The sequence below is a fragment of the Micromonospora sp. DH13 genome (assembly GCF_020873825.1).
In the GTDB taxonomy this organism is placed as follows: Bacteria; Actinomycetota; Actinomycetes; order Mycobacteriales; family Micromonosporaceae; genus Micromonospora; species Micromonospora haikouensis.
On sequence record NZ_JAHWGR010000011.1, the window covers coordinates 31279 to 54756 of the forward strand.

The window sequence follows — 23478 nt, forward strand, 5'->3', positions numbered from 1 at the left end:
AAGTCAACGTGATCATGGCGCTATGTTCGTATTTGCTCGCATACGTGTGGCCGATCATCCGAGGCGGCGTGGCCCGCTCGGCCCCGGGCGGGCCGGACCCCACCGGGGCGTCGATCTGGCGCAGGATGGGCGGCATGCCCGCTGAGCTGAGCGAACGTCTCGTCGAGCTGTTCCGGTGGATCGACCCCGGCCCGCAGAGCACCCACCTGGTCAGCGACGTCTCCGGGTGGTGGCGGGACCCGGCGGTGCTGGCGGGGCTCGGGCCGGCCCTGGCCGCGCCGTTCCGGGACGCCCGACCGACCGTGGTGCTCGCCCCCGCCGTGACCGGGTTGCTGCTCGGCCCGCTCGCCGCGACCGCCCTCGGGGTCGGCTTCGCGCCGGCGCACAAGGCGGGGGACGGGCGGCTGCCCGCCGGTGCGACGACCTGGGCGCAGAGCCCCCCGGACTTCCGGGGCCGCCGGGTCGACCTGGGCGTCCGGGACCGGCACCTCGGCCCCGGCGACCGGGTGCTGGTGGTCGACGACTGGGTGGCCACCGGCGCCCAGCTGCACGCCCTGTACGCGATCTGCGCCACCCGGGGCGCCGAGGTCCTCGGCACCTCCGCCGTGGTGCTCGACTGCCCGCCCGCGCTCGCCGCCGAGCTGCGGATACGCGGCCTGGTCGAGGGCGACCGGCTGACGCCATCCGAGGGTTGACCTCAAGCAAGCTTCAAGTCGCACGATCGGGGGCATGGACGACGGAATCCTGGATGAGGCGTACCAGCGGTTGCACCGCACCGGCCCGGAGTTCGAGGGCTGGCTCTCCAACCACGGCCCGATGGCGGTCGAGGCGTTGGTCCAGCACGGGCACGACGCCGAGGTGCACCGCTGGCTGGACGACTACCTGCGGCGGCTCGACGAGCTGCCGCGCGGCCTCCGGCCGATCGACGACTGGCGGGCCGCCCTCGGGGACCCGAAACGCGCCGGCGACTGGCTCGCCCACTTCGACCGGGAGCTGCGCGAACGGCCCTGGCGGGACATCCTCGGCACCTGGTGGCCCCGGCTGCTGCCGGGCATCGCCGCCGGGGCCACCCACGGCGTCATCCGGGTCGGGCACGCCGTGCGGGCGCTGCGGGCCGCCGAGACCAGCCCGGACCGGCGCACCGAACTCGGCCAGGCCCTCGCCTACTGGGCCGCGCGCTGGCAGCCGGTACCGGGCGCACCCCTGCTGCCGGCGGCACCTCCCACCGGGGAGGGCGGGGACGGCGGGGTGGCTGGGGAGGGCGGGGAGACCGGGGTGGCGGCCGCGCTGGCCGGGCTGCCCCGCATCGCCGACCGCACCGGCGGCATCCGCGAGCGGCTGGGCCGGCTGCCGGACGTACCCGAATGGGAGTCGTCGCTCGCGGCGCTGCGGCCCGCGCGGACCCCGGCCGAGGCGGAGCGGGGGCTCGCCGAACTGGTGCACCGGGCGAGCCTCGACTACCTCCGGTACGGGCACGCGGAACCCGTCATGCTGGTGCACGCGGTGACCGCGCCGACGGCGGTGTTGCGTACGCTGCCGGAGCTGGACCCCGGGCTCTGGGCCCCGAGCCTCGCCGCGGCCTGGTCCGCGACGGCGGCCGTCACCGCCGTGTACGCCTCCCCGGCCGGTGTCGCGCCGCCGGCCGTCGCCCCCGGCACGCCGGCGGAGGTCTTCGCCCGCGCGGCCCGGCACGGCGACGAGCACGTGGTGAAGCTCGCCGACGCGGTGCTCGACGCCCACGCGGCGACGGGGGACGAGCAGGTGCTCGCCGCGGCCGGCTACGCGGCGCAGCTGATCTGAGCGGGGCGGCGTAGCTGATCTGAGCAGGACGGCCCGTCTGAGCGGGGCGGCGCGGCCGCGAGCAGCGCGGCTCAGCCGCCCGAGCCCGCTCCGCCGAGGAACTCCTCCACGGCGGTGCAGACCATGCCCAGCACCTCCGCCGAGCGGGCCAGCGGACCGGGCACCAGCAGCGAGTGGTCGGCACCGTCGACCTCCAGCACGTGCGGGCTGAGCCGGCGGGCCTGGGTGCCGTCCCACAGGGCGTCGGCGGTGCCGCCCACCAGCAGGAACGGGGCGGTCGCGCGGGCCAGCGCCTCGGTGACGTCGGCACGGCGCAGCAACGGGGTGAGCCACACCGCCGGCAGCCCCCGGTCGGCGGCGAACGGGGCGGCGAAACTGCCCAGCGACTTGCCGACCAGCAGGTGCGCCGGCTCCGCCAACGCCGGGGCGACCTGCTCGGCCACCCAGGGCCCGGCCCGGTCCGCGCCCAGGTCAGACGGCACCTGCCAGGTGATCTCGTGGGTGTCGAAGCCGATCCGGCGCAGGGCCTCGCCGACGTACGCGAACAGGGGCGCCCGGGTGTCGTAGCCCCGCCCCGGAATCAGCACCGCACGCCGGTCCGCCATCACCCGCTCCCTCCGCCAGCCCACCTGCCCGCCACCGTAACGCCCCGGGCACACTGCGCGAAGCAGCGCCGCTCCGACACGGGGCGCGGGTGGCGCGGCGCGGGTAAGCGCAGCGAGGACCAGGTCGGGCCGGGGGCAGGTCGCCGCGCGCCGCGCCCGAATCCGGCGGCGGAGCGCGGCCGGGCCGCGTAGCCTCGGCGGGATGTGGCCCCGGATCGACGGACTGCGCAGCCTCGCCCTCGGCACCCCCGGCGAGCTGCGGGAGAGACTCAACTCCCTGGTGCTGGCCGGGGCCAAGACGGCGACCGCCGGCCTGACCGACGAGTACGCCGAGGAGGGCGAGGAGCTGGAGCACGTCGGCGAGCGGCTCGCCCTCGTGGACGACCACGACGCGCCCGTCGGAGTCGTCGAGGTGACCGGCGTCGACGTGGTGCGCTTCGCCGACGTGCCGTGGGACTTCGCCCGCTCCGAAGGGGAGGGCGACCGGTCGATCGAGGAGTGGCGGGCGGGGCACGCCGCCTACTGGGCGCGGGTCGGCACCCCCGTCACCGACGACAGCCGGATCGTCTGCGTGCGGTTTCGGCTCGTCTCGACGCGGGGGTAAGGAAGGGCCCCCTGTTAACGCATACGGTCGAGAAGGGTCCCCTTCTCACACCCCCACCACCACCCTCACCCGGCGGCGGGTGGGCGGGGAGCCGGCGTCAGGCGGCGCAGCTCCGGCAGGAGGCGGGTGGCCGCGTCCACCAGGACGGCCTCGTCCCCGGCGTACCAGCTGCTGGCCCGGGGCCAGTGCGTCACCACGTCGGTGAAGCCGAGGGCGGCGGCCCGCCCGACCTGCTCGGCGAAGAAGTCCGCGCTGCGCAGCGAGAACGCCGGGGCGGAGTCGAGCGACAGGTAGCGGTCCAGAGTGGCCGGGTCGCGGCCGGCCTCGGCCAGCGCCCGGTCCATCCGGGTGGCGAGGTCGGCGACCGTCCCCCACCACTGCTCCACGTCGTCGCCGCCCGTGCCGGTGGTGACCCAGCCCTGCCCGAACCGGGCCACCAGCCGCATCGAGCGGGGGCCGTTGGCGGCCATCACGAACGGCACCCGGGGCGTCTGCACGCAGCCCGGGTTGTTGCGGGCGTCCACGGCGGCGAACCAGTCGCCGCGCCAGGTGGTGCCGTCCTCGCGCAGAATCAGGTCGAGCAGCTCGACGAACTCGGCGAGCCGGTCGACGCGCTGGCGGGGCGGCAGCGTCTCCCCGCCCAGCACGGCCGAGTCGAAGCCGATGCCGCCCGCGCCGACGCCGAGCAGGAACCGGCCGCCGGAGACGTCGTCGAGGGCGGTGATCTGCCGGGCGAAGGCCGCCGGGTGCCGGAAGTTGGGCGAGGCGACGAGGGTGCCCAGCCGGATCCGGGAGGTCACCGTGGCGGCGGCGGTCAGCGTGGTCATCGAGTCGAACCAGGGCCCGTCAACCAGGTCCCGCCAGCCCAGGTGGTCGTACGTCCAGGCGTGGTCGAAGCCCCACTCCTCCGCCTGCCGCCAGCGGCGCTGCGACTGCGACCAGCGCTGGTCCGGAAGGATCACGATGCCAATCCGCATGAGCGCCAGCGTACGTCCTGACCGGCCGGCGGCATCCCGCCGAGGCAGCGCCCCGCCGCACGCTCGGTCACCAACCGTCGGCGCATCCCGTCGTGCGAAGTGTCCGGTTCGTTCATCACCCACGACCATCGGGAGTCGCCGTGAACGTCGCACTCTGGGCCGCGCAGGCGGTCCTCGCACTGATCTTCGCCTTCTCCGGGCTGACCAAGGGCACCTGGTCCCGGGAGAGGCTACTCGCGGGCGGGCAGACGAGCGCGCGGATCGTACCCATGCCACTGCTGCGGACCGTGGCCGCGCTGGAGCTCCTCGCGGCCGTCGGGCTGCTCCTGCCCGGGTTGACCGGCATCGCGACGTGGCTCACGCCGCTCGCCGCCGCCGGCCTCGGCGTCGTCATGGTCGGCGCGGCGGGCATCCACCTGCGGCTGCGCGAGCCCGTCGCCGTGCCGGTCAACCTGACGATCCTCGCCACCTGCGTGTTCGTCGCCGTCGGCCGGCTCTGACGCCTCCGGGTCCGGCGAGCGCCTGTGGGCCGACAGGGCCGGGGCCGACAGGGCCGGGGCTGGCAGGCTCGACGCCATGACGACCGGGACCGACTGGCAGGCGTGGCACCAGCCCTACGCCGACGAAGACTCCCCGCTGTCCCGCCGGCTGCGGCTGGTGCGCGGGGCGATCACCGCGTGGCTGGACGAGCGCCCCGGCGAGCCGCTGGCGGTCGTCAGCGCCTGTGCGGGCCAGGGACACGACCTGGTCGGTGCGCTGGCTGGCCGGTCCGATGCGGCCCGCGTCCGCGCCACGCTGCTGGAGTACGACCCGGGCAACGTCGCCGCCGCCCGGGCAGCCGCCGCCGGGGCCGGCCTCGCGATCGTCGACATCCGGCGGGCGGACGCGGGCCGGCTCTCGTCGTACGCGCAGGCGGTGCCGGCCGACCTCGTGCTGCTGGCGGGCGTCTTCGGCAACGTCGACGACCATGACGTACGCCGAACCGTGGCCGCCCTGCCGCAGCTGTGCGCGGCCGGTGCCACGGTGATCTGGACGCGGACCCGGCGCGCCCCCGACCTGACGCCGGCGCTGCGCGGCTGGCTGCGGGACGCCGGTTTCGCCGAGCAGGCCTTTCACGCGCCGGACGGCGTGCTCTTCTCGGTCGGCGTGCACCGGTTCACGGGCACGCCCCGACCGCTGGACACCTCTGGAGCGCTGTTCACGTTCGTCCGTCAACCATGATCGACTCCAGGTCGGCGACATGGCGGCATCCGACCCACCGTGATACCGCCATGTCGCCGACATGCTGCCAAGGACCGGGACCGGGACCGGGACGAGAAGCGAGCTAGCCTGCCGGTGGCTCCGTCCACGGGGCCGCGCGCATCTCGAACGGCCGGTAGGCCAGGGCGCGGTCAACGACCTCGGCAGCCGTCATCTCCGGCATGATGCTGAAGATCAGCTCAGAGACATCCGGATAGACGAGATCTCGTTCGAGCCTGTCCAGCCAGTCGTTCAACTCGGCGTCGTCGGCATAGTCGAGCCGCACGATCCGCTCAACGAGGGCGACGGCCTCGTTGCGGGTCAGCTTCGCGGGCATGGCGACCACCTCCGAGCGGGCTGACGACACGCCGCATGACCATTGACCTTGCAACGCCGAAGGCCCTGGCTCGGGACTTGCGTCCTGACCAGGGCCTTCGTGCGTGGAGCGGGTGACGGGAATCGAACCCGCACTGTCAGCTTGGGAATTGCCGATGGGCGGCAGGTCGTAGAGCCGGCCGCCTGGTCACGGCGGTCCCTGGTGGCCTGGGTTGACCCCGGTTGTCCTGCTCTAATGGCACGCTAATGGCACGGGCTACCCGTCCTCGAACGGCTCGTCATGCCAGCGGAACCCGGCCTCGTCATCCTCAATGCTCAGCAGGAACTCCGCCACCGGGCGACCGTCCGGGTGGGTCATCGTGACGGCGGCCCGGATCTCGTCGCCGATCCGGATCATGGTCTCGTCGTCGTCCGCGTCGAGGGCGGCGCTCCGGGCGACGAAGAGCGGGCGTAGTGGCTCAAACCCCGGCAGCGGGCGGAACCGGCCGTACGTCCACGGGAAGTCGTGACTCTGCTCGTCGATCTCGCCGACCAGTTCGCCCCGGTGGTACAGCCGCCACACCCTGCCCGCGTCCACCGCGACAGCGTAGGCGGACCCGGTCTGGTCGACTCCGGCGCGACGCGGGGTGACCTGGGAGGGCCGAGGGCAAGCCGGCGAAGCCGGCGCGGCAGCCGATCGCCAGAAGCTCGACGGCGGCCAACCACGCTGGCGATCGTCACGGCCTGGTCGTGGTCGTCATCCGGATTCGGGACGGTGGGGGCGCGGCAGCCCGTCGGCTGTCGGCGGCTTCCCGCCCCGGCGTCGCAGACGACCGGGGCGGCTTGCCGCCGGACGGGGCCACCGCGCCCGCACCGCGCGCAGCGCGGTGCCTTGATCACAAAGAGAGGGATTCGGCAGCCTCAAACGTGCGCTGAGCAGGCAGGCTCCTTGGCAAACCCCATGTACACCCCGCGCAAGGATCAAGTCGGGCCGACTTGCGCCTGGTCGAACGAGCGTTCTAGGATCTTGCAATCCGACACGCCCGCCGCATGGGTTCCAAAAATTCAACCTCCTTGGCGGTAGGATTTTTGGAACCCGAGGGAGGGACGCATGGAAGATCACGAGTTGGTTGACGACGAGGTCTGGCACGAGGGCGAGGCGGCGGATGCCCGACTTGCCGACCTTGGGCTCACGCGCCAAGACATCGACCGAGCGTTGTACGGGGCGAGCGCAGATGCTCTTCTCTGCACTGACCTTGACGCCGCGGGCGCCAAGGGGTTCATCTTCTGGAGTAGGGCTAATCGGTATCTACGCGAAGAGGTCCTACCCCGCGGCTGGTCATGGACTAACCGCGACGCGGTGCTACGCGCAATCCATCCCGACGGCTCTTTTGCGATCACGGCGCTTAGTGGTTCGGGGCAGGTTGGCGTGGCACGAGGCCGTGGGGTGCAAACAAAGAACCCTAAAGGCAGCTCCATTGCTCAATTGGTTCGCTTCAACCGATCAGTCCTCGGCGGCCCTCGCAACGCAAAACCCATCCCGTTATGGGATGATGCCAGTGATGCGTTCGAGCCTGGGATGATCCCCACGTGGATATTGCTGTATAAGTGGACTGTTCTCGGGATCGTTTCCGAGCTTTCCTTGCCAACGGATATGCTTGGAAAGACTGTGAACCGCTGGAAGGAGCACATCCTCCTCGGTCCGGTCACTCCGCCCGGCGGCGGCGGCATCGAGGTTGACCTCGACATGCCCGACGGGCCGGACGACGACGTCGATGTGTTCGTCGAAAGAATCGCTAGCTGAATTCTAGCCACGCAGGAGGGTTTGCCAGTGTTGACGCCGTCGCGACTTGTGGTTGCTCGAAGAAGGCGTCGCATGACACTGGCAAACCTTGCTGCCGTATCAGGCGTATCAGCGCGAAGCATTACGGCGTTTGAGAATGGCCACAAGCAGCCTAGCCCCGATACCCTTGGATCACTTTCGGAAGCCTTAGACTTCCCCGTTGACTTCTTCTCTCAGCCGGCTATTGACGAGATTCCACTTCCCGCTGTCAGTTTTCGCGCACTTTCGAAAATGACGGCGCTTGACCGAGATGCAGCGTTAGCGGCCGGTCAGATCTCGATGATAATCAACGCTTGGATCGAAGCTAACTTTAGGCTTCCTGAGATGCGGGTGCCAAGCCTTGCTGGTGTAGATCCCGAACACGCGGCCAACAGAGTCCGCGGGCTGTGGGGCCTCGGCGAACAGCCAATAGCTAACATGGTACACCTTCTTGAGGCGAACGGCGTGCGAGTCTTCTCGCTTGCATCCGACTGCATCAGCGTAGACGCTTTTTCTCTTTTCTGCAGAGGTACACCTTTCGTCTTCCTGAACACTACGAAATCCGGCGAACGTGGCCGCTTTGATGCTGCGCACGAGCTGGGACACCTGTTGCTTCACGGTGGTGACAGGATCGCTTATGGCCCCGATGCTGAGGATGAGGCGAACAGGTTTGCTTCCGCCCTTCTCATGCCCCGTTCGAGCATCCTTTCTCAACTTCCCCTCGGCGCTACGCCAGATCAGATTTTGGTCGCCAAAAGGCGATGGAGGGTTTCAGCCTTCGCCCTTGCATACCGTCTACATGAACTAGGCTTATTGAGTGACTGGAAGTACAAGGTCGCAGCCCAAAGGTTGTCGCAACTGGGGTACCGAAAGAATGAGACCGGTGGAATTTCGCGCGAGACATCGCAACTCCTCGCTAAAGTATTCGCCGCGCTGCGCCAGGAGAACCTGCAAAACAATAAAGGGCGTGTCTCACTAGCCGATGAAGTCTATTTGCACACCACGGAACTGAATAGGCATGTATTTGGCCTAGTCCCGATCGCGCTTGAGGGAGGAGGGCAGGCAACCCCAGCGAGGCCCGTTCTTCAACTTGTTGGCGGACGCCGCAGATGAACTTTTCGAGAATCTGTGACGGTTTCCAGGTCCCAAGAAGCGACCAAGCGGCAGTGCGGCGAATTCGCTCAGCATCAGCCCGCTAGGGGTGACCGGCGTCGAGTGCTCACCTCGAAGAGACATGGTCTTTTATGTACTACGACGGTATGTGCGCACTACCGACTCGACGTAGTCGCCCCTTCGTTTCACCTCTTCATGCTCAACCAGCATGGCCCCCTCTTCAAGACCAAAGAGCAACGAGAGGCGACCGTCGGCAGGGACTTGTTGCCGCCTCACTTCTACGTGACTGCCGTCGCCCAGCGAGGCTGCGACGGCATAGGTTCCTCGGCCATGTTCGGTAGCAGCCAAGCCGGCCTCGCGGAGGGCAGCAATCGCTTGGCGAATTGTGCCGCGACTTGCCCGGAACTCGGCGGTGAGCGCGCTCTCGGCCGGCAATAGGGAGCCCGGCGGGATGATGCCGCCCTCAATGCGTTGTCTCAGCTCGTCGGCGATGGTGCGGTACCGGGGCTGTCCGTAGTGCGGGGTGGGCACCTGCTCACCGTACCCGGCACTTGTCTTACCAAGTGTCAACCAAGAGACCCGTTTCGCCGTGTAGACAACTCGTCCAGTTGTAGGTACGTTTCCATCTGTGCGGCCAGGGTGACGGCTCGTGTCAGGGGTGGTCGGGTCGGCCCTGGTCGCACTTGAAGCGCGGCGTCCTGTCGGACCGGTTGCGGTAGCCGCGCACAAGTTGGCTCGGCGATACCCGACCCGTCGGTGTCGGACGGTGCGCCGTGCCTTCATCCGGGCCGGTGGCTGGCCAGCTCCTTCCCTGGCTGGCCACCGGCCCCTCCTACCTCTGGAGGTGCGATGTCCGGCTCTCACCGTCGGCGCGGCTGGTTCTCGTCCTGGTGGTCACGAACGCGAACGCCGATCCGGCCCGCCAGCAGCAACGCCCCGTCCCGTCCGCGCCCGGCTTCGGTTCCGCCGTTGCCGTGGTGGTCGGTGGGTCCGACGCGGGAGGTACCTGTACTGCCGTACGCGCCGTTGATGACCCTGGCGCAGGCGGCGCGGGGCAACGGCGGGCGGTGTCCGCGATGAGGCATCCGATCAGGCCCGTCGGGGTCACGGGCCACCCGGACTGGTGTGCCCCTGACCGCTGTGGCTACCTGGTGCCGCCGGTGATGGCGCACATGGCCCGCCGCCATCGCGGCCCGATGCACCGCGTCGGCGACTCCCGCGCGTCCGGCTTCGTCGCCACCTACCTCATCGCTGCCGACGGGCTCGGGCCGATGGTGGGGGTTCACGCGACGTGCCGGGCGGGCAACACCTGGGCGGAGTTGACGTTGCCGCAGGCGGCCGAGCTGGTCGAACACCTGAGCGGGTTGCTGGAGCAGGCCGCCGGCGACCAGGGGGCCGAAGATGAGTGAGGCCGTACCTGTGGCGGACGCCCTGCCGTCGCCCTCGGCTGCGCCAGTGGTGTGCCCGGTGTGGTGTCGGGGATGCGGGCCGAACGACCCGATGCATCGAGGGCTTCTCGCGACCATCGGGCGGGAGCGGACCGGCTGGGTGAGCGTGCAACTGCTCGTCGACCGGTTCGCGCGTCGGGACCTGGCCGTCAAGCTCGACGCGACCCGCTACGGCGCGACTCAGGCCGTACTGCTGACGGCCGCCCAGGTGGACCGGCTCATCGAGGAACTGACGCACGCCCGGCAGGTGATGCGGGCGGCGGCCGACCCGCGCGGGCAGGCAGGGGAGACGCGGTGAACGCCAGCGGCCGTCGGGGCGTACCTGTTCCTCGGACTCCGGGTCCGCGTCGGACGCTGTCGTCGCGGACGGCGGTGGCGGTACCTCCGGTGCCGGAGCGGCCGGCTGGGGGGACCGCCTGGCAGACGTTGGAACGTCTAGGGGGTACGGTGACCGGTGTGCATGGTCGGGACTGGCGCCCTCGCTACCTGCAACTCGCCGAAGAGTTGCGGGCGAAGATCGTGAGCGGTGAACTGGCCCCCGGCACGCTGATGCCCAGCGAGACCGAGTTGGCCGACACCTCCGGGCTGTCCCGCACGAGCGTGCGCAACGCCATCCGGCAGCTTCGGGAATGGGGCCTGGTGCGGGCCGAGCAGGGGCGCGGCACCTACGTGCGGGCACCCCGCCAACGGGTACGCCGCCGCAACACCGAGCGGTACCAGTGGGAGAAGGATCGGGTCCTGCTCGACGAGGCCGAGCGGTTGAAGACCGGCGCGACCGAGCACGACACCGGCCTGACCGTCGACGACCTCAAGTTCCACGCCGAGTACACCCGCGTGGACGCCGACACGGACATGGCGGCGGCCCTCCAGGTCGAGGCGGGCACGCCGCTGCTGCGCCGGGTGTACTGGACGTCCTCGCGGCACGAGAACGCGCCGCTGACCGTGTCGTACTCCTATCTGCCGTACGACCTGGTTGCCGGAAACCCCGACTTGCTCGACGAGAGCAAGGAACCGTGGCCGGGCGGGACGCAACACCAGCTCTACACCCTCGGCATCGAGCTGGACCGCATCGACGACGAGATCCGCGCGCGTCCGCCGTCGCCGGACGAGGCGGAGTTGCTGGACATCGACCCGGGCGTCTCCGTGCTCACCGTGCGCAAGACCTCCGTCGACACCACCGGCCGCGTCGTCGAAGTCGCGGACGTGGTGATGCCGGGCGACCGGACTGAGCTTGTCTACTCCCACAAACTCCAGCGGTGGAAAACGTGACGCAGCTCGTCTCGGTCATCACCCCGGTCCACGCGCCCAGCATCGAGCACCTGCCGGGCGCGTACGAGTCGCTGGCCAAGCAGGACATGCCCCCGGGGTGGGACTGGCAATGGCTCGTCCAGGAAGACGGGCAGACCGGCGCCCTCGTCGACGTGCTGCCCGATGACCCCCGGATCAGTCTCGGCACTGGCCGCGCCGGCGGCCCGGGTGTTGCCCGCACCCTCGCGCTTTCCCGGGTTTCCGGGCAGCTCATCAAGGTCTTGGACGCTGACGACCAGTTGACCCCGGGGGCGCTGGCTCGGGATATCGCGGCGTTCGACGCGCACCCGCAGATCGGCTGGACCACCTCGCGGGTGCTCGACCTGCTCCCCGACGGGTCAACCGCCGGATGGGACAAGGACCCGGCCGGCGGGGTCATCGACCGCGGTGCGGTCCTGGCCTTCTGGCAGGCCAACGACTACCGAGCCTCTGTGCATCCGGCGACGCTGTGCCTGCGCCGGGAACTCGTCTTCGCCCTCGGCGGCTGGATGGCCCTGCCCGCCTCCGAGGACACCGGTCTTCTCCTGGCCGCCAACGCGGTCAGCGAGGGTTACTTTACCCGGGAGTACGGCTTGCTCTACCGCAAGTGGCCCGGCCAGGTCACCAGCCAGGCCGCGCACCGGGAACCCGCTGAGTATCAGGCACGTATGAGGATCATCGAGGCCAGAGCCCACGCCCTGGCCTCGATGGTCCCGAACGGCTTCGACTTCGGCGGCGGCGCTACGGCGTAGCCTCGTGCCCCGGCATCCCGTGGGTACGCCGACGCTCCTTCATCTCCGCCTCGAAGATGTGCCGCCGACCACCGGCCAACTTCTCCCGCGCGTCCCGCTCGATCTCCTGGAACGCGGCATAGTAGCCGTCGTCGAACTCCTCCACGATCTGGAACGTCCACCGGCCGGGTAGCACGTTGCGGCCTAACAGCTCGTGCTCAACCCGGTCGGCAACTTCGTCGTGCCCGGCCTCGCGAAGCAACTTCACGACCCGGTCAAGGGTGAGATCCGCACCGCCGACGAGCTGGTGCGCCGAGTACAGGTGACCACGCACGCGGTGGATCGTCTCCAGTGCCTTGCTCAGCTCGCCCAGCGCTACAACGGTGGTGTCATCTAGGTCGGTCGGACGGGCGAGCGCTTCGTCCGGAGAGCCCGCTTGGGATTGATCTGGCATGTCCTAGACATACCCACACCTTCTCGGCCTTACCAGGCGTACTTGCGCCAGGGTGGGCGCGGGGAGGCTGCTACCCAACCTCCCCGCGCCGGTCAAGCTAGAGGATGGCAGGCGCAGCCCCCAGCACGACGATGATCACGATCAATACCTGGATCACCATCGCCTGCGGTGCACGCAGCGAGAACTTCAACTCAGTCAACTTTCACCTCCCTGGGCTTGCTGGCGCACTGGGTCATGACCTGCGCAGATAGTCCCCCAACGATGCGTGGGCGGGCTCGCATTCCGCCCTCTCGGGGATTACCTCTTCGGTCATCGCAGATCATTACATGCACCGCCCCCCGGCGCCAATTCGCCCCCCGGTGGTTGCCTACTTCTCAAGCCCGGCCGGGGCGGTTCGCGGGGGCACCGAGACGGCTCGCACCCTTGTCGACCCGGGCTGGATCACTCGATGACAAGCTAGAGTCATCCGAGACGCGAGTGTTGTTCGTATCTACCGAACAACGTGCAGGTCACAGCGTTGACTCATTCCGGCCACAGAGCCACTCGATAATGTCGGTTCGCAATAGATGGAGTTATGGACGGCTGGTTGCCGATCCCATGCATGCGCTTAATCTGAAGTCAATAGAAACGAGGAACCGAAGCGGTTCGAGGGCTTCATCGCCGGCTCTTTCGCTTCGGAATCTTGCGCTAATTCTCCGTCTAATTTCGCATCAGAATGGCGTATGCGATGCTCGTATGGCATACTCCTGGCGGCGCTTCCGACCTGGCACGTTACCCGTGACCTGCGACGAAGCCGCCTTGTGGTTTGTTCGGCGCACTGGGCAGACCGATGATCGAAGGCCTCTCCGCTCGCATCGGAGGGGCCTTCGCTTGTGTGGGGTGGGTGTGCCCGGCGCCCCCACAGTGGGCGGTCTAGGCCGCGTTTCAGAGGCCGGGTAGCCACTCGTTGATCGCTGCGATGTGCATGACGACCTCGTAGCGCACGGCGAGCTTGTCGTACCGGGTGACTACCCTTCGGTAGCGCTTCAGGCTGTTGACGCCGCATTCCACGGCGGCCCTCTGCTGGCAAGTCACCGGGTCGCACACCAGGGCAACAGCTCCCTGGAACCCTTCTTCCGCCGGTTGGCTGCCCGGTCGACCTTGGTCGTCGTGATGCCCCGACGGTGCAGGTGCTCACAGCCGAACCGCGCCCTGTGAGCCGTGCCCGCCAAGACCCATCCGGATAGCTACGCGGCCTGCCACCGTTGGGTCTGGGCGTCCGAATGCCGGCCAGTGCCAGTGCGGGCTGTCACCGCGCCGCCCGGCGGTCAGCACGAGCGACAACAGCTTCCACCCTGATCACAGGCGGCCAGGTGCGGCTTCTGGTCGGCCCCTCCCAAGACCGCCCCGTGGCGACTCAAACGGGCCACTCCCCGCCATCCACGCAAAGTTGTTGACTTGTCTGCCAAGTGCCGTCTACCTTGGAGTCTCCACTTGGCAGACATGTCAACAACATGGAGGTTGAGCGATGGCTCTGCGTGGCGGTGCGAGGTTCGCCGTGCGTTGTGAGGACGTGTTCCCGGCGGGGTGCGCCCTGGTCCCCGAGTCCCTGGGTGAGGTCGAGGACTACGACGAGAAGACGGGTCGGCGTAGCCCGGCGAAGGACAAGCTGACCGGCCAGCGGGTGTGGCAGGTGCGGGTGATGGACCTGGACCCGGAGCTTGGCAAGCGCTCGCGGGAGACGACGGTGAAGATTTCGGCGGATCACCAGCCGGTTCCGCCGACGGGTGCGCCGTTCGAGGCGGTGGAGTTCGAGGGCATGACGGTGACGCCGTACGTGTCGAACAACGGTCGGATGGCGTACTCGCTGCGGGCGACCGGGATGCGTGCCCCGGCGGGCGTGGCCGGCAAGCAGAAGGCGGCGGCGTAGCCGTATCGGGTGGGGGCGGGGCTGTCAGGTCTTGGCGGACGGCAGCCCCGCCCCCTGTGTCTCTTTCCCCTGCTCTGTCGAGAGAGGTAGTGACGTGTCCAAGCGTAGGCGTTCGGCTGCCCCCGTTCAGGCGTGGTGCGGCGTGTGTCAGTCCCGGTTCGCCCCGGCCACGGGTGCCGACGGTCGGTGTGCCGGCTGCGTCGGGCAGCTCGTTCTTCCGTTTCCTCCGGTCCGGGATGCGGCGGGCCGGTTCGTGTCCCTGCGGGGTGCGCGGTGATGCGCCGGCCGCGTGGTGAGGTGATCCTGACGTCGGCCGGGGATCTGCTGGTGATCCGGCCGAAGCGGTTCGTCCTGCCGATGTGGTTGGTCGTGCTCGGCCTGGTGCTGCGCTGGCTGGCCCGGTTCTGCTGGTGGTGCCTGCGTCACCCGGTCACCGTGGGCCTGGCCGTGGCCGCCGTCGTCCTCTACGCCGAGCACGGCGTGCCGGGCGTGGTGGTCCCGCTGGTGCTGGCGTCGGCGGTGTCGGCGCTGTGGCGGTGGCGTGATGAGGCGTCCTGGTGGCGGTGGTGCGCGGGCCCGCTGCTCGGCCGCTTCCGGCAGGTGTTCGTGTACCGGCGGGCGTGGCATGAGGCCATGACCCTGTGCGGCCTCGCCGAGACCTACGACCATCGGCCGGTCCTGCCCGAGCTGCTGCGGGTGCGCTCAGATCAAGCCCTTGATGTGCTGACCGTGCGCATGGTGCGGGGGCAGACTCCGGCCGACTTCCAGAGGGTGACGGCGAACCTCGCGTACGCCTTCGGCCGGCGGCACGCCCGGGTCTACTCCGAGCGGCCCGACGCCCCGCCGACCCGTACCGGCTACTGGGCGTTGGTGCTGGGCTGGGTGGACCGGGTGCGGTTCCGGGACCGCCCGAGCGTGGTGTACCTGGTGCTCGTCCGCACCGACGCGCTGCGGCCGGTCGTTCCGCCGTTCGACGCCCCGCCCGTCCCGGACCTGACCGCGCTGCCGCTGGCTCGGCGGGAGGACCTGGGCACCTGGTCGCTGCGCCTGCTCGCCACGCACGTGCTCATCGGCGGGGCCACCCGCTCCGGTAAGGGCTCGGTGCTGTGGTCGCTGGTGCGGGCGCTGGCCGGCGGCATCACCTCCGGCCTGGTCCGGCTGTGGGTGATCGACCCCAAGGGCGGGATGGAGTTCGCCATGGGCCGGCCGCTGTTCGCCCGGTTCGCCGGCACCTCGTTCGAGGCCATGGCCGATCTCCTCGACGAGGCCGTGGCGGTGATGCGGGAACGTCAGACCCGGCTCGCCGGAACCGTCCGGGTCCACACCCCGACCGAAGCCGACCCCCTGGTCGTGGTCGTCATCGACGAAATGGCCGCCCTCACCGCGTACCTGCAAGATGTTGACCTGCGTCGGCGGATCGCGTCGTCGCTGGGGCTGCTGCTGTCGCAGGGTGCCGGGGTCGGCGTCCTGGTGGTGGCCGCGTTGCAGGACCCGCGTAAAGAGGTGCTGCCGTTCCGGGACCTGTTCCCCACCCGCATCGCGCTCGGCCTGACCGAAGCGGCGCAGGTGGACATGGTCCTCGGTGACGGTGCCCGCAACCGGGGCGCCCTGGCGGATCAGATGCCGCGATGGGCCAAGGGCGTCGGGTACGTGATCCTCGACGGCACCCCCGAACCCCTGCGGGTCCGCTTCTCCTACGTCAGCGACGACGACATTCGCGACCTTGCCCGCCGGTATCCGGCCCCGGCTGACGCGGCGGACATCCTCGCCCAGGTCGCCCGCGAGTCGACCCCGGAACCGGTGCGCCCGCCGCTGCCCCGCAAGCCGTCCGGGCCGCTGCTGCCCGACGCCCTGCGCAACCTCCTCGACTCCGACGGCGGGGGTGAACCGCGGTGACCGCCGCTCCGAACGGACGCCGGTTCTACCGGCTGCGCACCCCCGAACCGATCACCGCTGTGTCCGTCCGCGTCGACCCGCAACGGCCCGACCCGTACCCGGTTCACCTGGCCGTCGGCGCGGGCCAGCGACGAATGTCCCTCACCCCGGACGAGGCGTGGGCGCTGTGGCGCTGCCTTTCCGAAGCCGTTGCCACCCTCGGCACCCCACCCGACTACATCCGCACCACCATCCGACCGGCCCGGAGGTAACCGCCGTGACCACTCTCGCCCGCATCGTCAACCGGCTCCGGCGTCCGCTGCGCATCCGCCTCGTCGGCCCCGCCGACCAGACCGCCGCCGCCCTGCACGGCCTGGCGCACATGGTCAGCCGCCGCCCCGACATGGCCGACCGGCGCATTCGCATCGACCTGACCATCCGCGAGAAGCCCTTGCAGGAGTGGCGATGACCGCACGCACCGAAACCGCCGTACGCCTGGTGATCCTGCTCGCCATCGGCACCATGGCCGGCGCTGCCGCCTTCACCCACGTCCACGACCTGTCCGTCGCCCACGGCCAACCCGACTGGATCGGCTGGGCCAACGCCGTAGCCGTCGAGCTGATGGCGATCTACCTCGGCCTCGAACTACGCGCCCGCCGCCGTGCCCGCCGCCCGGTCGGCCTGGTCGCCTCACTGCTCGTCGCGTTCGCGCTGCTGTCTCTCGCCGCCCAGGTCGCCGAAGCCGAACCCTCCATCTGGGGCTGGACCGTAGCCGCCGTGCCCTCCCTGGCATTCCTCGCCCTGGTCAAGGTCGTCCTGTCCAACGCCCCCGCTGCGCCACCGGCTGCGGAACCGGACCAACCCCCGGTCGACTGGGACGAGGCACCCGCCACCGTCGCCCCCGACCCGGATCGTCCGGCCGAGCCCGTGCCGCCGGCTGTCCCGGCCCCGGCCGCCGTCTCCGCCCCGGCGGTGATCCTGCCCCCGCGCGGCGTCGTCCAGTCGAACCGGCCGCACGTCGTCGGGATCATCCGATGACCGCTGCGACCCTGCCTGGCCTCGAACCGGTCGCCCCGACCCCGGCTGCCGCTCCCCGGCCGGGGTCTCGGGCGGCCCGCATGGCGCTACCCCGCTCCGTCGACGTGCTCAAGCAGATCGCCATCGAGTACGGCGTCTGCGTCCGCCCCCTCGCCATGCGCCGCACCGACCTCGACACCGGCCTGACCGAGGTCATCGACCTGCCCTGCGGTGCGACCCGCGAGGACAAGTGCCCGCCGTGCGCGAAGAAGAACCGCCGGCTGCGACAGGCCCAGATCCGCGAGGGCTGGCACCGCGACGATGAACCCCTACCCGGCCCGCAACCCGCCACCGAAGCGCAGAAGTCCCTGATCCTGTTCCGCGCGCACCTGGAGTTCTCCCGCGACGAGGCATCACGCGCCGCCCAGTGGGATCAGGTCGCCGACCTCGACGAGGCCATCCGCGAGGTAGAGGAAGCCATCGCCGCAGAGGGCCTGCGCGGGCGCGTCGGCCCACCCCACGCGGGCACCGACGACGACCAGGGCGACGACGACACCGGCCGCCGCCGCAAGCGCTCCACGAAGCGCCGCCAGGACGCACCCGAACTGCCCCGGCGCAAGGTCGAAGCGCGCACCGTCGGCCGCACCTACACCGCACCCGACGGCTCCACCTACCGGCCGTCGATGTGGCTGACCCTCACCCTCGACTCGTACGGGCCGGTCCGCCCCGACGGCACCCCCGTCAACCCCGACCGCTACGACTACCGCCGCGCAGCCTGGGACGCCGTCCACTTCCCCCGCCTGCTCGACCGGTTCTGGCAGAACCTACGCCGCTGCGAGGGCTGGAACGTCCAGTACGCCGGCTGCGTCGAACCCCAACGCCGACTCGCCCCACACGCACACTTCGCCATCCGGGGCACCATCGCCCGCGACACCCTGCGCACCGTCGCCGCCGCCACCTACCACCAAGTCTGGTGGCCGCCCGTCGACGTCCAGCGGTACACCGCCGACCGACCCCCGGTCTGGGACGAACAAGCGGCGGCGTGGGCCGACCCGGACACCCGCCACCCGCTGACCACCTGGAACGAAGCCCTCGACGCCATCGACGACGACCCCGACGCCGAACCCGTGCACGTCGCCCGCTTCGGCACCCAGGTCGACGCACGCGGCGTCATGCCCGGCACCGAAGACGCCGAACGGACCATCCGGTACGTCACGAAGTACATCACCAAGCACACCGGCGACTGCCACAAAGCGACCACCGACCGGCAACGCGCCCACCTCGACCGGCTCTGGCGCGCGCTCCGGGTCACCCCCTGCACCGACCGGTGCGCCAACTGGCTGCTCTACGGCGTCCAACCCCGCAATGCCAACGCCAAGCTCAAGCCGGGCCGCTGCAAGGGCAAGGTCCACCAACGCGACACCCTCGGCATCGGCGGCCGACGCATCCTCATCTCCCGCGACTGGTCCGGCAAGACCCTCGCCGACCACAAACACGACGTACGCGCATGGGTACGCGCCCTGCTCGGCGTAACCACCGACAGCACCACCGCCGCAAGCACCACCGACAGCGGCACGGCCGGCGACCCCGGGCAGCTCGTCGACGACCAGGGCGCCACCGCCGAACGGGTCCGGCACGCCTGGGAACTCGCCCGACCCGACGATGCCGACGTCGGCCCGCTGTCCTACCGGCTCATGCGCTCGATCAGCGAACGCGCCCGCTGGCGCACCGAACTACTCGCCGCGAAGGACCGGGCCGAGCAGGGACCGGCTGACCTTTCGGCAACTCAGCACATCGCACGACAGCACGACGGGGAGGAAGATCAAGTTGGACGAGGTCCTTACGATCGAGCAGGCAGCGGCCCGGATCAACATGAGTGAGCGCTACGTGCGCCGCCTGGTCGCCGAACGGCGTATCCCGTTCCACAAGCTCGGGCGCAGCGTCCGAATCAAGGCCGCTGACCTCGCCGCGCACGTCGAGTCCGGGCGGGTGGAACCGCTGACCGCCTCCGGGGTGTGGCGTGACCTTCAGCGGGTGGCCTGATGGCGAACAAGGACGGGCACCGGCGGTTCGGCAACCTTCGCAAGCTGCCGTCCGGGCGATACCAGGCGCGGTACCCGGGGCCGGACGGTCGGATGCGGAACGCGCCGGAGACGTTCACCCGGAAGTCGGACGCCGACCGGTACCTGACGCTCGTCGAGGCGCAGATGGTGCGGCGGGAGTGGGTCGATCCGGACTTGGCCAAGGTGAGGCTCGACGACTACGCACGGCGGTGGATCGAACAGCGGCCGAACCTGCGGCCCCGGACCGTCCACCTGTACGGCTGGCTCCTGGAAAAGCACATCGTCCCGTACCTCGGCGGAACGGAGCTGGGCCGGCTGGACACGCCGATGGTCCGCGACTGGCGGGCGAAACTGCTCGGCAACGGCGTGTCGGTGAGCATGGCGGCCAAGGCGTACCGGCTGCTGCGCGCGGTGCTGATGACGGCGGTCAAGGAAGACCAGATCCTGACCCGGAACCCGTGTCAGATTCCCGGTGCCGACCAGGAGAAGGCCGCGGAACGGCCGGTGCTCACGCTCGCCCAGGTCTTCAAGCTGGCCGACATCGTGCCGCCTCGGTACCGCGCCCTGGTCCTGGTGACGGCCTTCGGGTGCCTGCGCTGGGGCGAGGTGTCCGCACTGCAACGGCAGGACATCGACACGACGGCTGGCACGATCAGAATCAGGCAGGCGTACACCGAACAGCGCGGGGTCGGCCTGGTGCTCGGGCCGCCGAAGTCCCGGGCCGGCCGGCGCACGGTGACCCTGCCCCCGGCGGTCGTCGAGGTCGTCCGTGACCACTTGGCGGCGGAGGTCGACGACACCCCGGATGCGTTCGTCTTCACCACCGAGAGCGGGCGTCCGATCTGGCGGGGCAACCTGAACAAGATCATCGCTTGGAAGGCGAGCGTGACCCGGATCGGACAGCCGAACCTGCACTTCCACGATCTGCGGCACACCGGGAACACCCTCGCCGCCCGGACCGGGGCGAGCACCCGCGACCTGATGGCTCGGATGGGTCACGACTCGCCGCAGGCCGCGCTGATCTACCAGCACGCGACGGCCGAAGCTGACCGGGCCATCGCCCAAGCGCTGCACGAGGCGGTGCGTGCGGACCGAAAGAAGGGCAAGAAGTCCGACACCAAAGGCAAGCGCAAGGACAAGAAGGGCAAGAAGGGCGGCGACAGGTGAGGCTAACCGCCCGGCCGCGTCCATGGGATGGCCCGCATCTCGACCGGCTGGTAAGCCAGAGCACGGTCAACGACCTCGGCAGCCGTCAGCTCCGGCATGACGTTGAAGATCAGCTCAGAGACGTCGGGGTAGACGAGATCTCGTTCAAGTCTGTCCAGCCAGTCGTTCAGCTCGGCGTCGTCGGCATAGTCGAGCCGCATGATCCGCTCGACGAGGTGGATCGCCTCGTCCCGGGTCAGCTTCGCAGGCAAGACGCCCTCCCCGACCGGGGCTAATGGCACGCCAATGGCACGCCGCGTGATCGTTGACCTTGTAACCTCGAAGGCCCTGGCTCGGGACTTGCGTCCTGACCAGGGCCTTCGTGCGTGGAGCGGGTGACGGGAATCGAACCCGCACTGTCAGCTTGGGAAGCTGATGTTCTGCCATTGAACTACACCCGCAGGCGGACCCACTGTACCCGACACCGCTGACGCGTGCACCCAGGCACCCCTCGCGCGCCCCATCGTCCCGATCGCGCCGACACCCGGCCGACCAAGATCCGCAGGCCATCGTCGGTACGCGGGATTTTCATCGCCGCAACATATGCCCATTCTCAAATGCCTCGATGGGTTGTAACGTCTCCCGCACGTTCAAGCCACGGCGCGACACACCCCCTGTCGCGCCGCCAGAAAGAGGTGGGCCCATGGGACTCCGTCCCAACCTGCTGACCCGGCGCACCGCCGGCGTCGCGTCGACGACCCTCGCGCTCCTGCTCAGCACCGCCGCCGTGGGTGTCGTCCCGGCCGCTTCGGCCTTCTCCGCCGCCCCGACCGAGGCGTGCGCCGAGCCGGCCGACGTCCACTCGGACGCCCGGGTGAAGGCCGGCGCGCACGCCAAGCACGAGCCGAACGAACTGACCGCCAAGGAGACCCGCGAGCGGGAGGCCGACCTCGCCGCCGCCCTGCGCGAGCGGGCCAACTACCGGGCCGGTGCCGGCGCCGCCGCGCTCGCCACCGTGACCATCCCGGTCGTCGTGCACGTCATCCAGGAGGACAGCACCCGCGCCGGCGGCAACATCCCGGACTCGATGATCAACTCGCAGATCAGCGTGTTGAACCAGGCCTACGCCGGCGCCACCGGCGGCGCGGCCACCGCCTTCAGCTTCCAGCTCCAGAAGATCAACCGGGTCACCAACCCGGCGTGGTTCCCGATCGTGCAGGGCTCCTCGGCCGAGCGCTCGATGAAGTCCTCGCTGCGCGAGGGCGGCAAGAACACGCTGAACATCTACCTCGGCGAGCTGAGCGACGACCTGCTCGGCTGGGCCACCTTCCCGAAGCGCCGGCTCGACAGCATGGACGGCGTCGTCGTGCTGACCGAGTCGCTGCCGGGCGGCACCGCCACCAACTACAACCAGGGTGACACCGGCACCCACGAGGTCGGCCACTGGCTGAACCTCTACCACACCTTCCAGGGCGGCTGCTCCGGCTCGGGCGACGGCGTGAGCGACACCCCGGCCGAGGCGTCGCCGGCATACCAGTGCCCGACCGGGCGGGACACCTGCACCGCGACCGGCCTGGACCCGATCACCAACTTCATGGACTACACCTACGACTCCTGCATGTACCAGTTCACCGCCGGCCAGGCGGCCCGGATGCTGACCGCGTGGAACGCGTACCGCGCGGCCTGACGCACCACTGCCGCTGATCGTTCCGGTGCCGGCTCCGTCTCCCGACGGGCCGGCACCGGCGTCTGTGGGGGTCAGGCCGCCGCGCGATGGGCGCCGCGCCCGTCGAGGACCGACCGCCGATCCGGTACGCCCACCGCGCCCCCGCCCGGGGCGGTGCTCGCGGCGTCGGTGGTGGCAGTGGTGGTGGTGGTGGCCGCAGCGCCAGCGGCACCGGGGTCGAGCCAGACCTGCACGGCCGGCCGACCGGTCGCCTCACCCGGGCGCACGGTGCCGGCGTCGCCGCGCCGGGCCAGCATCGCCACGTCGACGGTGAACTCGAAGAGCCGCCAGTCCACCTGCGGCGCGGCTCGCCCGATCTCGGCGAGCCGGGCCACCCGGGCCTGGTCGGTCACCGGCCTGGCGTGCCCGGCCACGTACGCCTCGTCGTCGCTGTCCTCCGGCGGGAAGGAGTGCAGCGCGTAGCGGCCGTCGCGTTCGAGGTCGCGCCGCTTCGGCGAGTCGACGACGAAGCAGAAGAGCCCCTCGTCGGTGATCACCGGGGACACCGGGTGCACCCGGGGGCCGCCGTCGGCGCGGACGGTGGCCAGGTAGCCGAAGCCCGGCCCGTACTGCTGCATGAGATGACGGATCCCGTCGGCGAGTCGTGGCTCGTCAGCGGCGAATTCGGACCAGGAAGCCATGCCGGCATTCTATCGAACACCTGTACGACACGCGAAGCGCGACGCGCGGGTCGGGCACCCGATTCGCAGGCCCGCTGAGCAGCCCCGCTGACCGGTCCCGCCGACCCACCTCGCTATGGTGTTGCGATGCTGCTCTCCGACCGCGACCTCGTCGCCGAGCTGAAGGCCGGCACGCTCGCGCTGGAGCCGTTCGAGCCGACCCTGGTGCAGCCGTCGAGCATCGACGTACGCCTCGACAAGCTCTTCCGGGTCTTCAACAACCACCTCTACACGCACATCGACCCGTCGGCGCAGCAGGACGACCTGACCTCCATGATCGAGGTGCCCGACGGCGAGCCGTTCGTGCTGCACCCCGGCGAGTTCGTGCTCGCCTCCACGCTGGAAGTGATCTCGCTCGGCGACCAGCTCGCCGGCCGGCTGGAGGGCAAGTCGAGCCTGGGCCGGCTCGGGTTGCTCACCCACTCCACGGCCGGCTTCATCGACCCGGGCTTCACCGGCCACGTCACGCTGGAGCTGTCCAACGTGGCGAACCTGCCGATCACGCTGTGGCCGGGCATGAAGATCGGCCAGCTGTGCATCTTCCGGCTGTCGTCGCCGGCCGAGCACCCGTACGGCTCGGCGGTCTACGGCTCGCGCTACCAGGGTCAGCGCGGCCCGACCCCGAGCCGCTCGTGGCAGAACTGGCGCACCTGGCCGCCCCGCTGAC

At 70.1% G+C, this 23478-nt stretch carries 30 protein-coding genes and 1 tRNA gene; 21 read left to right on the forward strand and 10 right to left on the reverse strand.

Going from position 1 to position 23478, the window contains the following annotated elements; all coding sequences use genetic code 11:
* Positions 1 to 134: 134 nt before the first annotated feature.
* A complete protein-coding gene (locus LPA42_RS13100) occupies positions 135 to 695 on the forward strand; it encodes a phosphoribosyltransferase family protein (RefSeq protein ID WP_077935457.1) in 561 nt (186 codons plus the stop codon).
* A gap of 34 nt (positions 696 to 729) precedes the next feature.
* Positions 730 to 1800: a questin oxidase family protein gene (locus LPA42_RS13105; protein WP_228986579.1), complete on the forward strand. Its 1071-nt coding sequence runs from the start codon at positions 730 to 732 to the stop codon at positions 1798 to 1800.
* 71 nt (positions 1801 to 1871) lie between these two features.
* On the opposite strand, the gene LPA42_RS13110 is transcribed toward LPA42_RS13105, so the two are convergent.
* A complete protein-coding gene (locus tag LPA42_RS13110; RefSeq protein ID WP_077935447.1) occupies positions 1872 to 2405 on the reverse strand; it encodes an alpha/beta fold hydrolase in 534 nt (177 codons plus the stop codon).
* Positions 2406 to 2607: 202 nt separating this feature from the next.
* Between LPA42_RS13110 and LPA42_RS13115 the strand changes: the two genes are divergently transcribed.
* Positions 2608 to 3009, forward strand: coding sequence for an ASCH domain-containing protein (locus tag LPA42_RS13115; protein WP_077935446.1), 402 nt, complete (start codon positions 2608 to 2610; stop codon positions 3007 to 3009).
* Positions 3010 to 3074: 65 nt separating this feature from the next.
* Here LPA42_RS13115 and LPA42_RS13120 read toward each other — a convergent pair whose 3' ends face one another.
* Positions 3075 to 3986: an LLM class flavin-dependent oxidoreductase gene (locus LPA42_RS13120; RefSeq protein ID WP_077935445.1), complete on the reverse strand. Its 912-nt coding sequence runs from the start codon at positions 3984 to 3986 to the stop codon at positions 3075 to 3077.
* A 140-nt stretch (positions 3987 to 4126) separates the two neighbouring features.
* Between LPA42_RS13120 and LPA42_RS13125 the strand changes: the two genes are divergently transcribed.
* Both LPA42_RS13125 and LPA42_RS13130 read left to right on the forward strand, forming a co-directional pair.
* Positions 4127 to 4486: a DoxX family protein gene (locus tag LPA42_RS13125; protein WP_077935444.1), complete on the forward strand. Its 360-nt coding sequence runs from the start codon at positions 4127 to 4129 to the stop codon at positions 4484 to 4486.
* Positions 4487 to 4562: 76 nt separating this feature from the next.
* The gene (locus tag LPA42_RS13130) at positions 4563 to 5207 is read left to right on the forward strand and encodes an SAM-dependent methyltransferase (protein WP_077935443.1); all 645 of its coding nucleotides are present in this window, start codon (positions 4563 to 4565) and stop codon (positions 5205 to 5207) included.
* Positions 5208 to 5310: 103 nt separating this feature from the next.
* Here LPA42_RS13130 and LPA42_RS13135 read toward each other — a convergent pair whose 3' ends face one another.
* Positions 5311 to 5562, reverse strand: a complete 252-nt coding sequence (locus tag LPA42_RS13135; RefSeq protein WP_077935451.1) for an e9imm peptide — start codon at positions 5560 to 5562, stop codon at positions 5311 to 5313.
* 255 nt (positions 5563 to 5817) lie between these two features.
* Positions 5818 to 6138, reverse strand: coding sequence for a hypothetical protein (locus LPA42_RS13140; protein WP_077935442.1), 321 nt, complete (start codon positions 6136 to 6138; stop codon positions 5818 to 5820).
* Positions 6139 to 6651: 513 nt separating this feature from the next.
* Here LPA42_RS13140 and LPA42_RS13145 point away from each other — a divergent pair.
* Positions 6652 to 7344, forward strand: a complete 693-nt coding sequence (locus LPA42_RS13145) for a hypothetical protein (protein ID WP_144082501.1) — start codon at positions 6652 to 6654, stop codon at positions 7342 to 7344.
* 48 nt (positions 7345 to 7392) lie between these two features.
* The gene (locus tag LPA42_RS13150; RefSeq protein WP_255378710.1) at positions 7393 to 8475 is read left to right on the forward strand and encodes an ImmA/IrrE family metallo-endopeptidase; all 1083 of its coding nucleotides are present in this window, start codon (positions 7393 to 7395) and stop codon (positions 8473 to 8475) included.
* A 129-nt stretch (positions 8476 to 8604) separates the two neighbouring features.
* On the opposite strand, the gene LPA42_RS34425 is transcribed toward LPA42_RS13150, so the two are convergent.
* A complete protein-coding gene (locus tag LPA42_RS34425) occupies positions 8605 to 9006 on the reverse strand; it encodes a GntR family transcriptional regulator (protein ID WP_158229358.1) in 402 nt (133 codons plus the stop codon).
* 260 nt (positions 9007 to 9266) lie between these two features.
* On the opposite strand from LPA42_RS34425, the gene LPA42_RS13160 reads away from it, so the two are divergent.
* From LPA42_RS13160 to LPA42_RS13175, 4 genes are all read left to right on the forward strand, one after another.
* Positions 9267 to 9884, forward strand: a complete 618-nt coding sequence (locus LPA42_RS13160) for a hypothetical protein (protein WP_228986580.1) — start codon at positions 9267 to 9269, stop codon at positions 9882 to 9884.
* Between the two features lie 139 nt (positions 9885 to 10023).
* Positions 10024 to 10221: a precorrin-4 C11-methyltransferase gene (locus LPA42_RS13165; protein WP_228986581.1), complete on the forward strand. Its 198-nt coding sequence runs from the start codon at positions 10024 to 10026 to the stop codon at positions 10219 to 10221.
* Positions 10222 to 10379: 158 nt separating this feature from the next.
* Complete coding sequence (locus LPA42_RS13170; RefSeq protein ID WP_228986582.1) at positions 10380 to 11192, forward strand: GntR family transcriptional regulator; 813 nt, start codon at positions 10380 to 10382, stop codon at positions 11190 to 11192.
* Positions 11180 to 11962 (forward strand): glycosyltransferase, encoded by a 783-nt coding sequence (locus LPA42_RS13175; protein WP_228986583.1) that lies wholly within the window; start codon positions 11180 to 11182, stop codon positions 11960 to 11962. Before LPA42_RS13170 ends, LPA42_RS13175 begins: the two co-directional genes overlap by 13 nt.
* Here LPA42_RS13175 and LPA42_RS13180 read toward each other — a convergent pair.
* Both LPA42_RS13180 and LPA42_RS13185 read right to left on the reverse strand, forming a co-directional pair.
* Positions 11952 to 12395, reverse strand: a complete 444-nt coding sequence (locus LPA42_RS13180; protein WP_077935435.1) for a hypothetical protein — start codon at positions 12393 to 12395, stop codon at positions 11952 to 11954. The genes LPA42_RS13175 and LPA42_RS13180 overlap by 11 nt on opposite strands.
* A gap of 924 nt (positions 12396 to 13319) precedes the next feature.
* Entirely contained in the window at positions 13320 to 13469 is a 150-nt protein-coding gene (locus LPA42_RS13185; protein WP_158229357.1) for a transposase, read from the reverse strand.
* A gap of 433 nt (positions 13470 to 13902) precedes the next feature.
* Here LPA42_RS13185 and LPA42_RS13190 point away from each other — a divergent pair, with 433 nt between their 5' ends.
* The 8 genes from LPA42_RS13190 (at position 13903) to LPA42_RS13225 (ending at position 20426) form a co-directional block, all read left to right on the forward strand.
* A complete protein-coding gene (locus LPA42_RS13190) occupies positions 13903 to 14304 on the forward strand; it encodes a transcriptional regulator (RefSeq protein ID WP_077935433.1) in 402 nt (133 codons plus the stop codon).
* A 276-nt stretch (positions 14305 to 14580) separates the two neighbouring features.
* Entirely contained in the window at positions 14581 to 16200 is a 1620-nt protein-coding gene (locus LPA42_RS13195) for an FtsK/SpoIIIE domain-containing protein (RefSeq protein ID WP_198956400.1), read from the forward strand.
* Positions 16197 to 16451: a hypothetical protein gene (locus LPA42_RS13200; protein WP_077935432.1), complete on the forward strand. Its 255-nt coding sequence runs from the start codon at positions 16197 to 16199 to the stop codon at positions 16449 to 16451. Before LPA42_RS13195 ends, LPA42_RS13200 begins: the two co-directional genes overlap by 4 nt.
* A gap of 5 nt (positions 16452 to 16456) precedes the next feature.
* Complete coding sequence (locus tag LPA42_RS13205; RefSeq protein WP_074474741.1) at positions 16457 to 16648, forward strand: hypothetical protein; 192 nt, start codon at positions 16457 to 16459, stop codon at positions 16646 to 16648.
* Positions 16645 to 17217 carry a DUF2637 domain-containing protein gene (locus LPA42_RS13210; protein WP_077935431.1) on the forward strand — a complete coding sequence of 191 codons (573 nt, stop codon included), beginning with the start codon at positions 16645 to 16647 and terminating at the stop codon, positions 17215 to 17217. Before LPA42_RS13205 ends, LPA42_RS13210 begins: the two co-directional genes overlap by 4 nt.
* The gene (locus LPA42_RS13215; protein WP_228986584.1) at positions 17214 to 19076 is read left to right on the forward strand and encodes a replication initiator; all 1863 of its coding nucleotides are present in this window, start codon (positions 17214 to 17216) and stop codon (positions 19074 to 19076) included. The genes LPA42_RS13210 and LPA42_RS13215 overlap by 4 nt, the downstream gene beginning before the upstream one ends.
* Positions 19069 to 19239: an excisionase family DNA-binding protein gene (locus tag LPA42_RS13220; RefSeq protein WP_228986585.1), complete on the forward strand. Its 171-nt coding sequence runs from the start codon at positions 19069 to 19071 to the stop codon at positions 19237 to 19239. Before LPA42_RS13215 ends, LPA42_RS13220 begins: the two co-directional genes overlap by 8 nt.
* Entirely contained in the window at positions 19239 to 20426 is a 1188-nt protein-coding gene (locus tag LPA42_RS13225) for a tyrosine-type recombinase/integrase (RefSeq protein WP_077935429.1), read from the forward strand. Before LPA42_RS13220 ends, LPA42_RS13225 begins: the two co-directional genes overlap by 1 nt.
* A gap of 2 nt (positions 20427 to 20428) precedes the next feature.
* Here the strand turns inward: LPA42_RS13225 and LPA42_RS13230 are convergent, their stop codons facing one another.
* Positions 20429 to 20677 carry an e9imm peptide gene (locus LPA42_RS13230; protein ID WP_077935448.1) on the reverse strand — a complete coding sequence of 83 codons (249 nt, stop codon included), beginning with the start codon at positions 20675 to 20677 and terminating at the stop codon, positions 20429 to 20431.
* 115 nt (positions 20678 to 20792) lie between these two features.
* A tRNA-Gly gene (locus LPA42_RS13235) sits at positions 20793 to 20866 on the reverse strand.
* Between the two features lie 242 nt (positions 20867 to 21108).
* On the opposite strand from LPA42_RS13235, the gene LPA42_RS13240 reads away from it, so the two are divergent.
* Positions 21109 to 22092 (forward strand): zinc metalloprotease, encoded by a 984-nt coding sequence (locus tag LPA42_RS13240; RefSeq protein ID WP_077935428.1) that lies wholly within the window; start codon positions 21109 to 21111, stop codon positions 22090 to 22092.
* Between the two features lie 71 nt (positions 22093 to 22163).
* On the opposite strand, the gene LPA42_RS13245 is transcribed toward LPA42_RS13240, so the two are convergent.
* On the reverse strand, positions 22164 to 22772 hold the full coding sequence (locus LPA42_RS13245; RefSeq protein ID WP_077935427.1) for a pyridoxamine 5'-phosphate oxidase family protein: 609 nt from the start codon (positions 22770 to 22772) through the stop codon (positions 22164 to 22166).
* 126 nt (positions 22773 to 22898) lie between these two features.
* Here LPA42_RS13245 and dcd point away from each other — a divergent pair, with 126 nt between their 5' ends.
* A complete protein-coding gene (gene dcd, locus LPA42_RS13250) occupies positions 22899 to 23477 on the forward strand; it encodes a dCTP deaminase (RefSeq protein WP_077935426.1) in 579 nt (192 codons plus the stop codon).
* The last annotated feature ends 1 nt before the right edge of the window (position 23478 follow it).

Excerpts from the sequence above, each read along its gene's own strand:
- LPA42_RS13100 (WP_077935457.1), top strand. The coding sequence starts at position 135 with ATGCCCGCTGAGCTGAGCGAACGTCTCGTCGAGCTGTTCCGGTGGATC.
- LPA42_RS13105 (WP_228986579.1), top strand. The coding sequence starts at position 730 with ATGGACGACGGAATCCTGGATGAGGCGTACCAGCGGTTGCACCGCACC.
- LPA42_RS13110 (WP_077935447.1), bottom strand. The coding sequence starts at position 2,405 with ATGGCGGACCGGCGTGCGGTGCTGATTCCGGGGCGGGGCTACGACACC.
- LPA42_RS13115 (WP_077935446.1), top strand. The coding sequence starts at position 2,608 with ATGTGGCCCCGGATCGACGGACTGCGCAGCCTCGCCCTCGGCACCCCC.
- LPA42_RS13120 (WP_077935445.1), bottom strand. The coding sequence starts at position 3,986 with ATGCGGATTGGCATCGTGATCCTTCCGGACCAGCGCTGGTCGCAGTCG.
- LPA42_RS13130 (WP_077935443.1), top strand. The coding sequence starts at position 4,563 with ATGACGACCGGGACCGACTGGCAGGCGTGGCACCAGCCCTACGCCGAC.
- LPA42_RS13135 (WP_077935451.1), bottom strand. The coding sequence starts at position 5,562 with ATGCCCGCGAAGCTGACCCGCAACGAGGCCGTCGCCCTCGTTGAGCGG.
- LPA42_RS13145 (WP_144082501.1), top strand. The coding sequence starts at position 6,652 with ATGGAAGATCACGAGTTGGTTGACGACGAGGTCTGGCACGAGGGCGAG.
- LPA42_RS13180 (WP_077935435.1), bottom strand. The coding sequence starts at position 12,395 with ATGCCAGATCAATCCCAAGCGGGCTCTCCGGACGAAGCGCTCGCCCGT.
- LPA42_RS13190 (WP_077935433.1), top strand. The coding sequence starts at position 13,903 with ATGGCTCTGCGTGGCGGTGCGAGGTTCGCCGTGCGTTGTGAGGACGTG.
- LPA42_RS13195 (WP_198956400.1), top strand. The coding sequence starts at position 14,581 with ATGCGCCGGCCGCGTGGTGAGGTGATCCTGACGTCGGCCGGGGATCTG.
- LPA42_RS13210 (WP_077935431.1), top strand. The coding sequence starts at position 16,645 with ATGACCGCACGCACCGAAACCGCCGTACGCCTGGTGATCCTGCTCGCC.
- LPA42_RS13215 (WP_228986584.1), top strand. The coding sequence starts at position 17,214 with ATGACCGCTGCGACCCTGCCTGGCCTCGAACCGGTCGCCCCGACCCCG.
- LPA42_RS13220 (WP_228986585.1), top strand. The coding sequence starts at position 19,069 with ATGAGTGAGCGCTACGTGCGCCGCCTGGTCGCCGAACGGCGTATCCCG.
- LPA42_RS13225 (WP_077935429.1), top strand. The coding sequence starts at position 19,239 with ATGGCGAACAAGGACGGGCACCGGCGGTTCGGCAACCTTCGCAAGCTG.
- LPA42_RS13240 (WP_077935428.1), top strand. The coding sequence starts at position 21,109 with ATGGGACTCCGTCCCAACCTGCTGACCCGGCGCACCGCCGGCGTCGCG.
- LPA42_RS13245 (WP_077935427.1), bottom strand. The coding sequence starts at position 22,772 with ATGGCTTCCTGGTCCGAATTCGCCGCTGACGAGCCACGACTCGCCGAC.
- dcd (WP_077935426.1), top strand. The coding sequence starts at position 22,899 with ATGCTGCTCTCCGACCGCGACCTCGTCGCCGAGCTGAAGGCCGGCACG.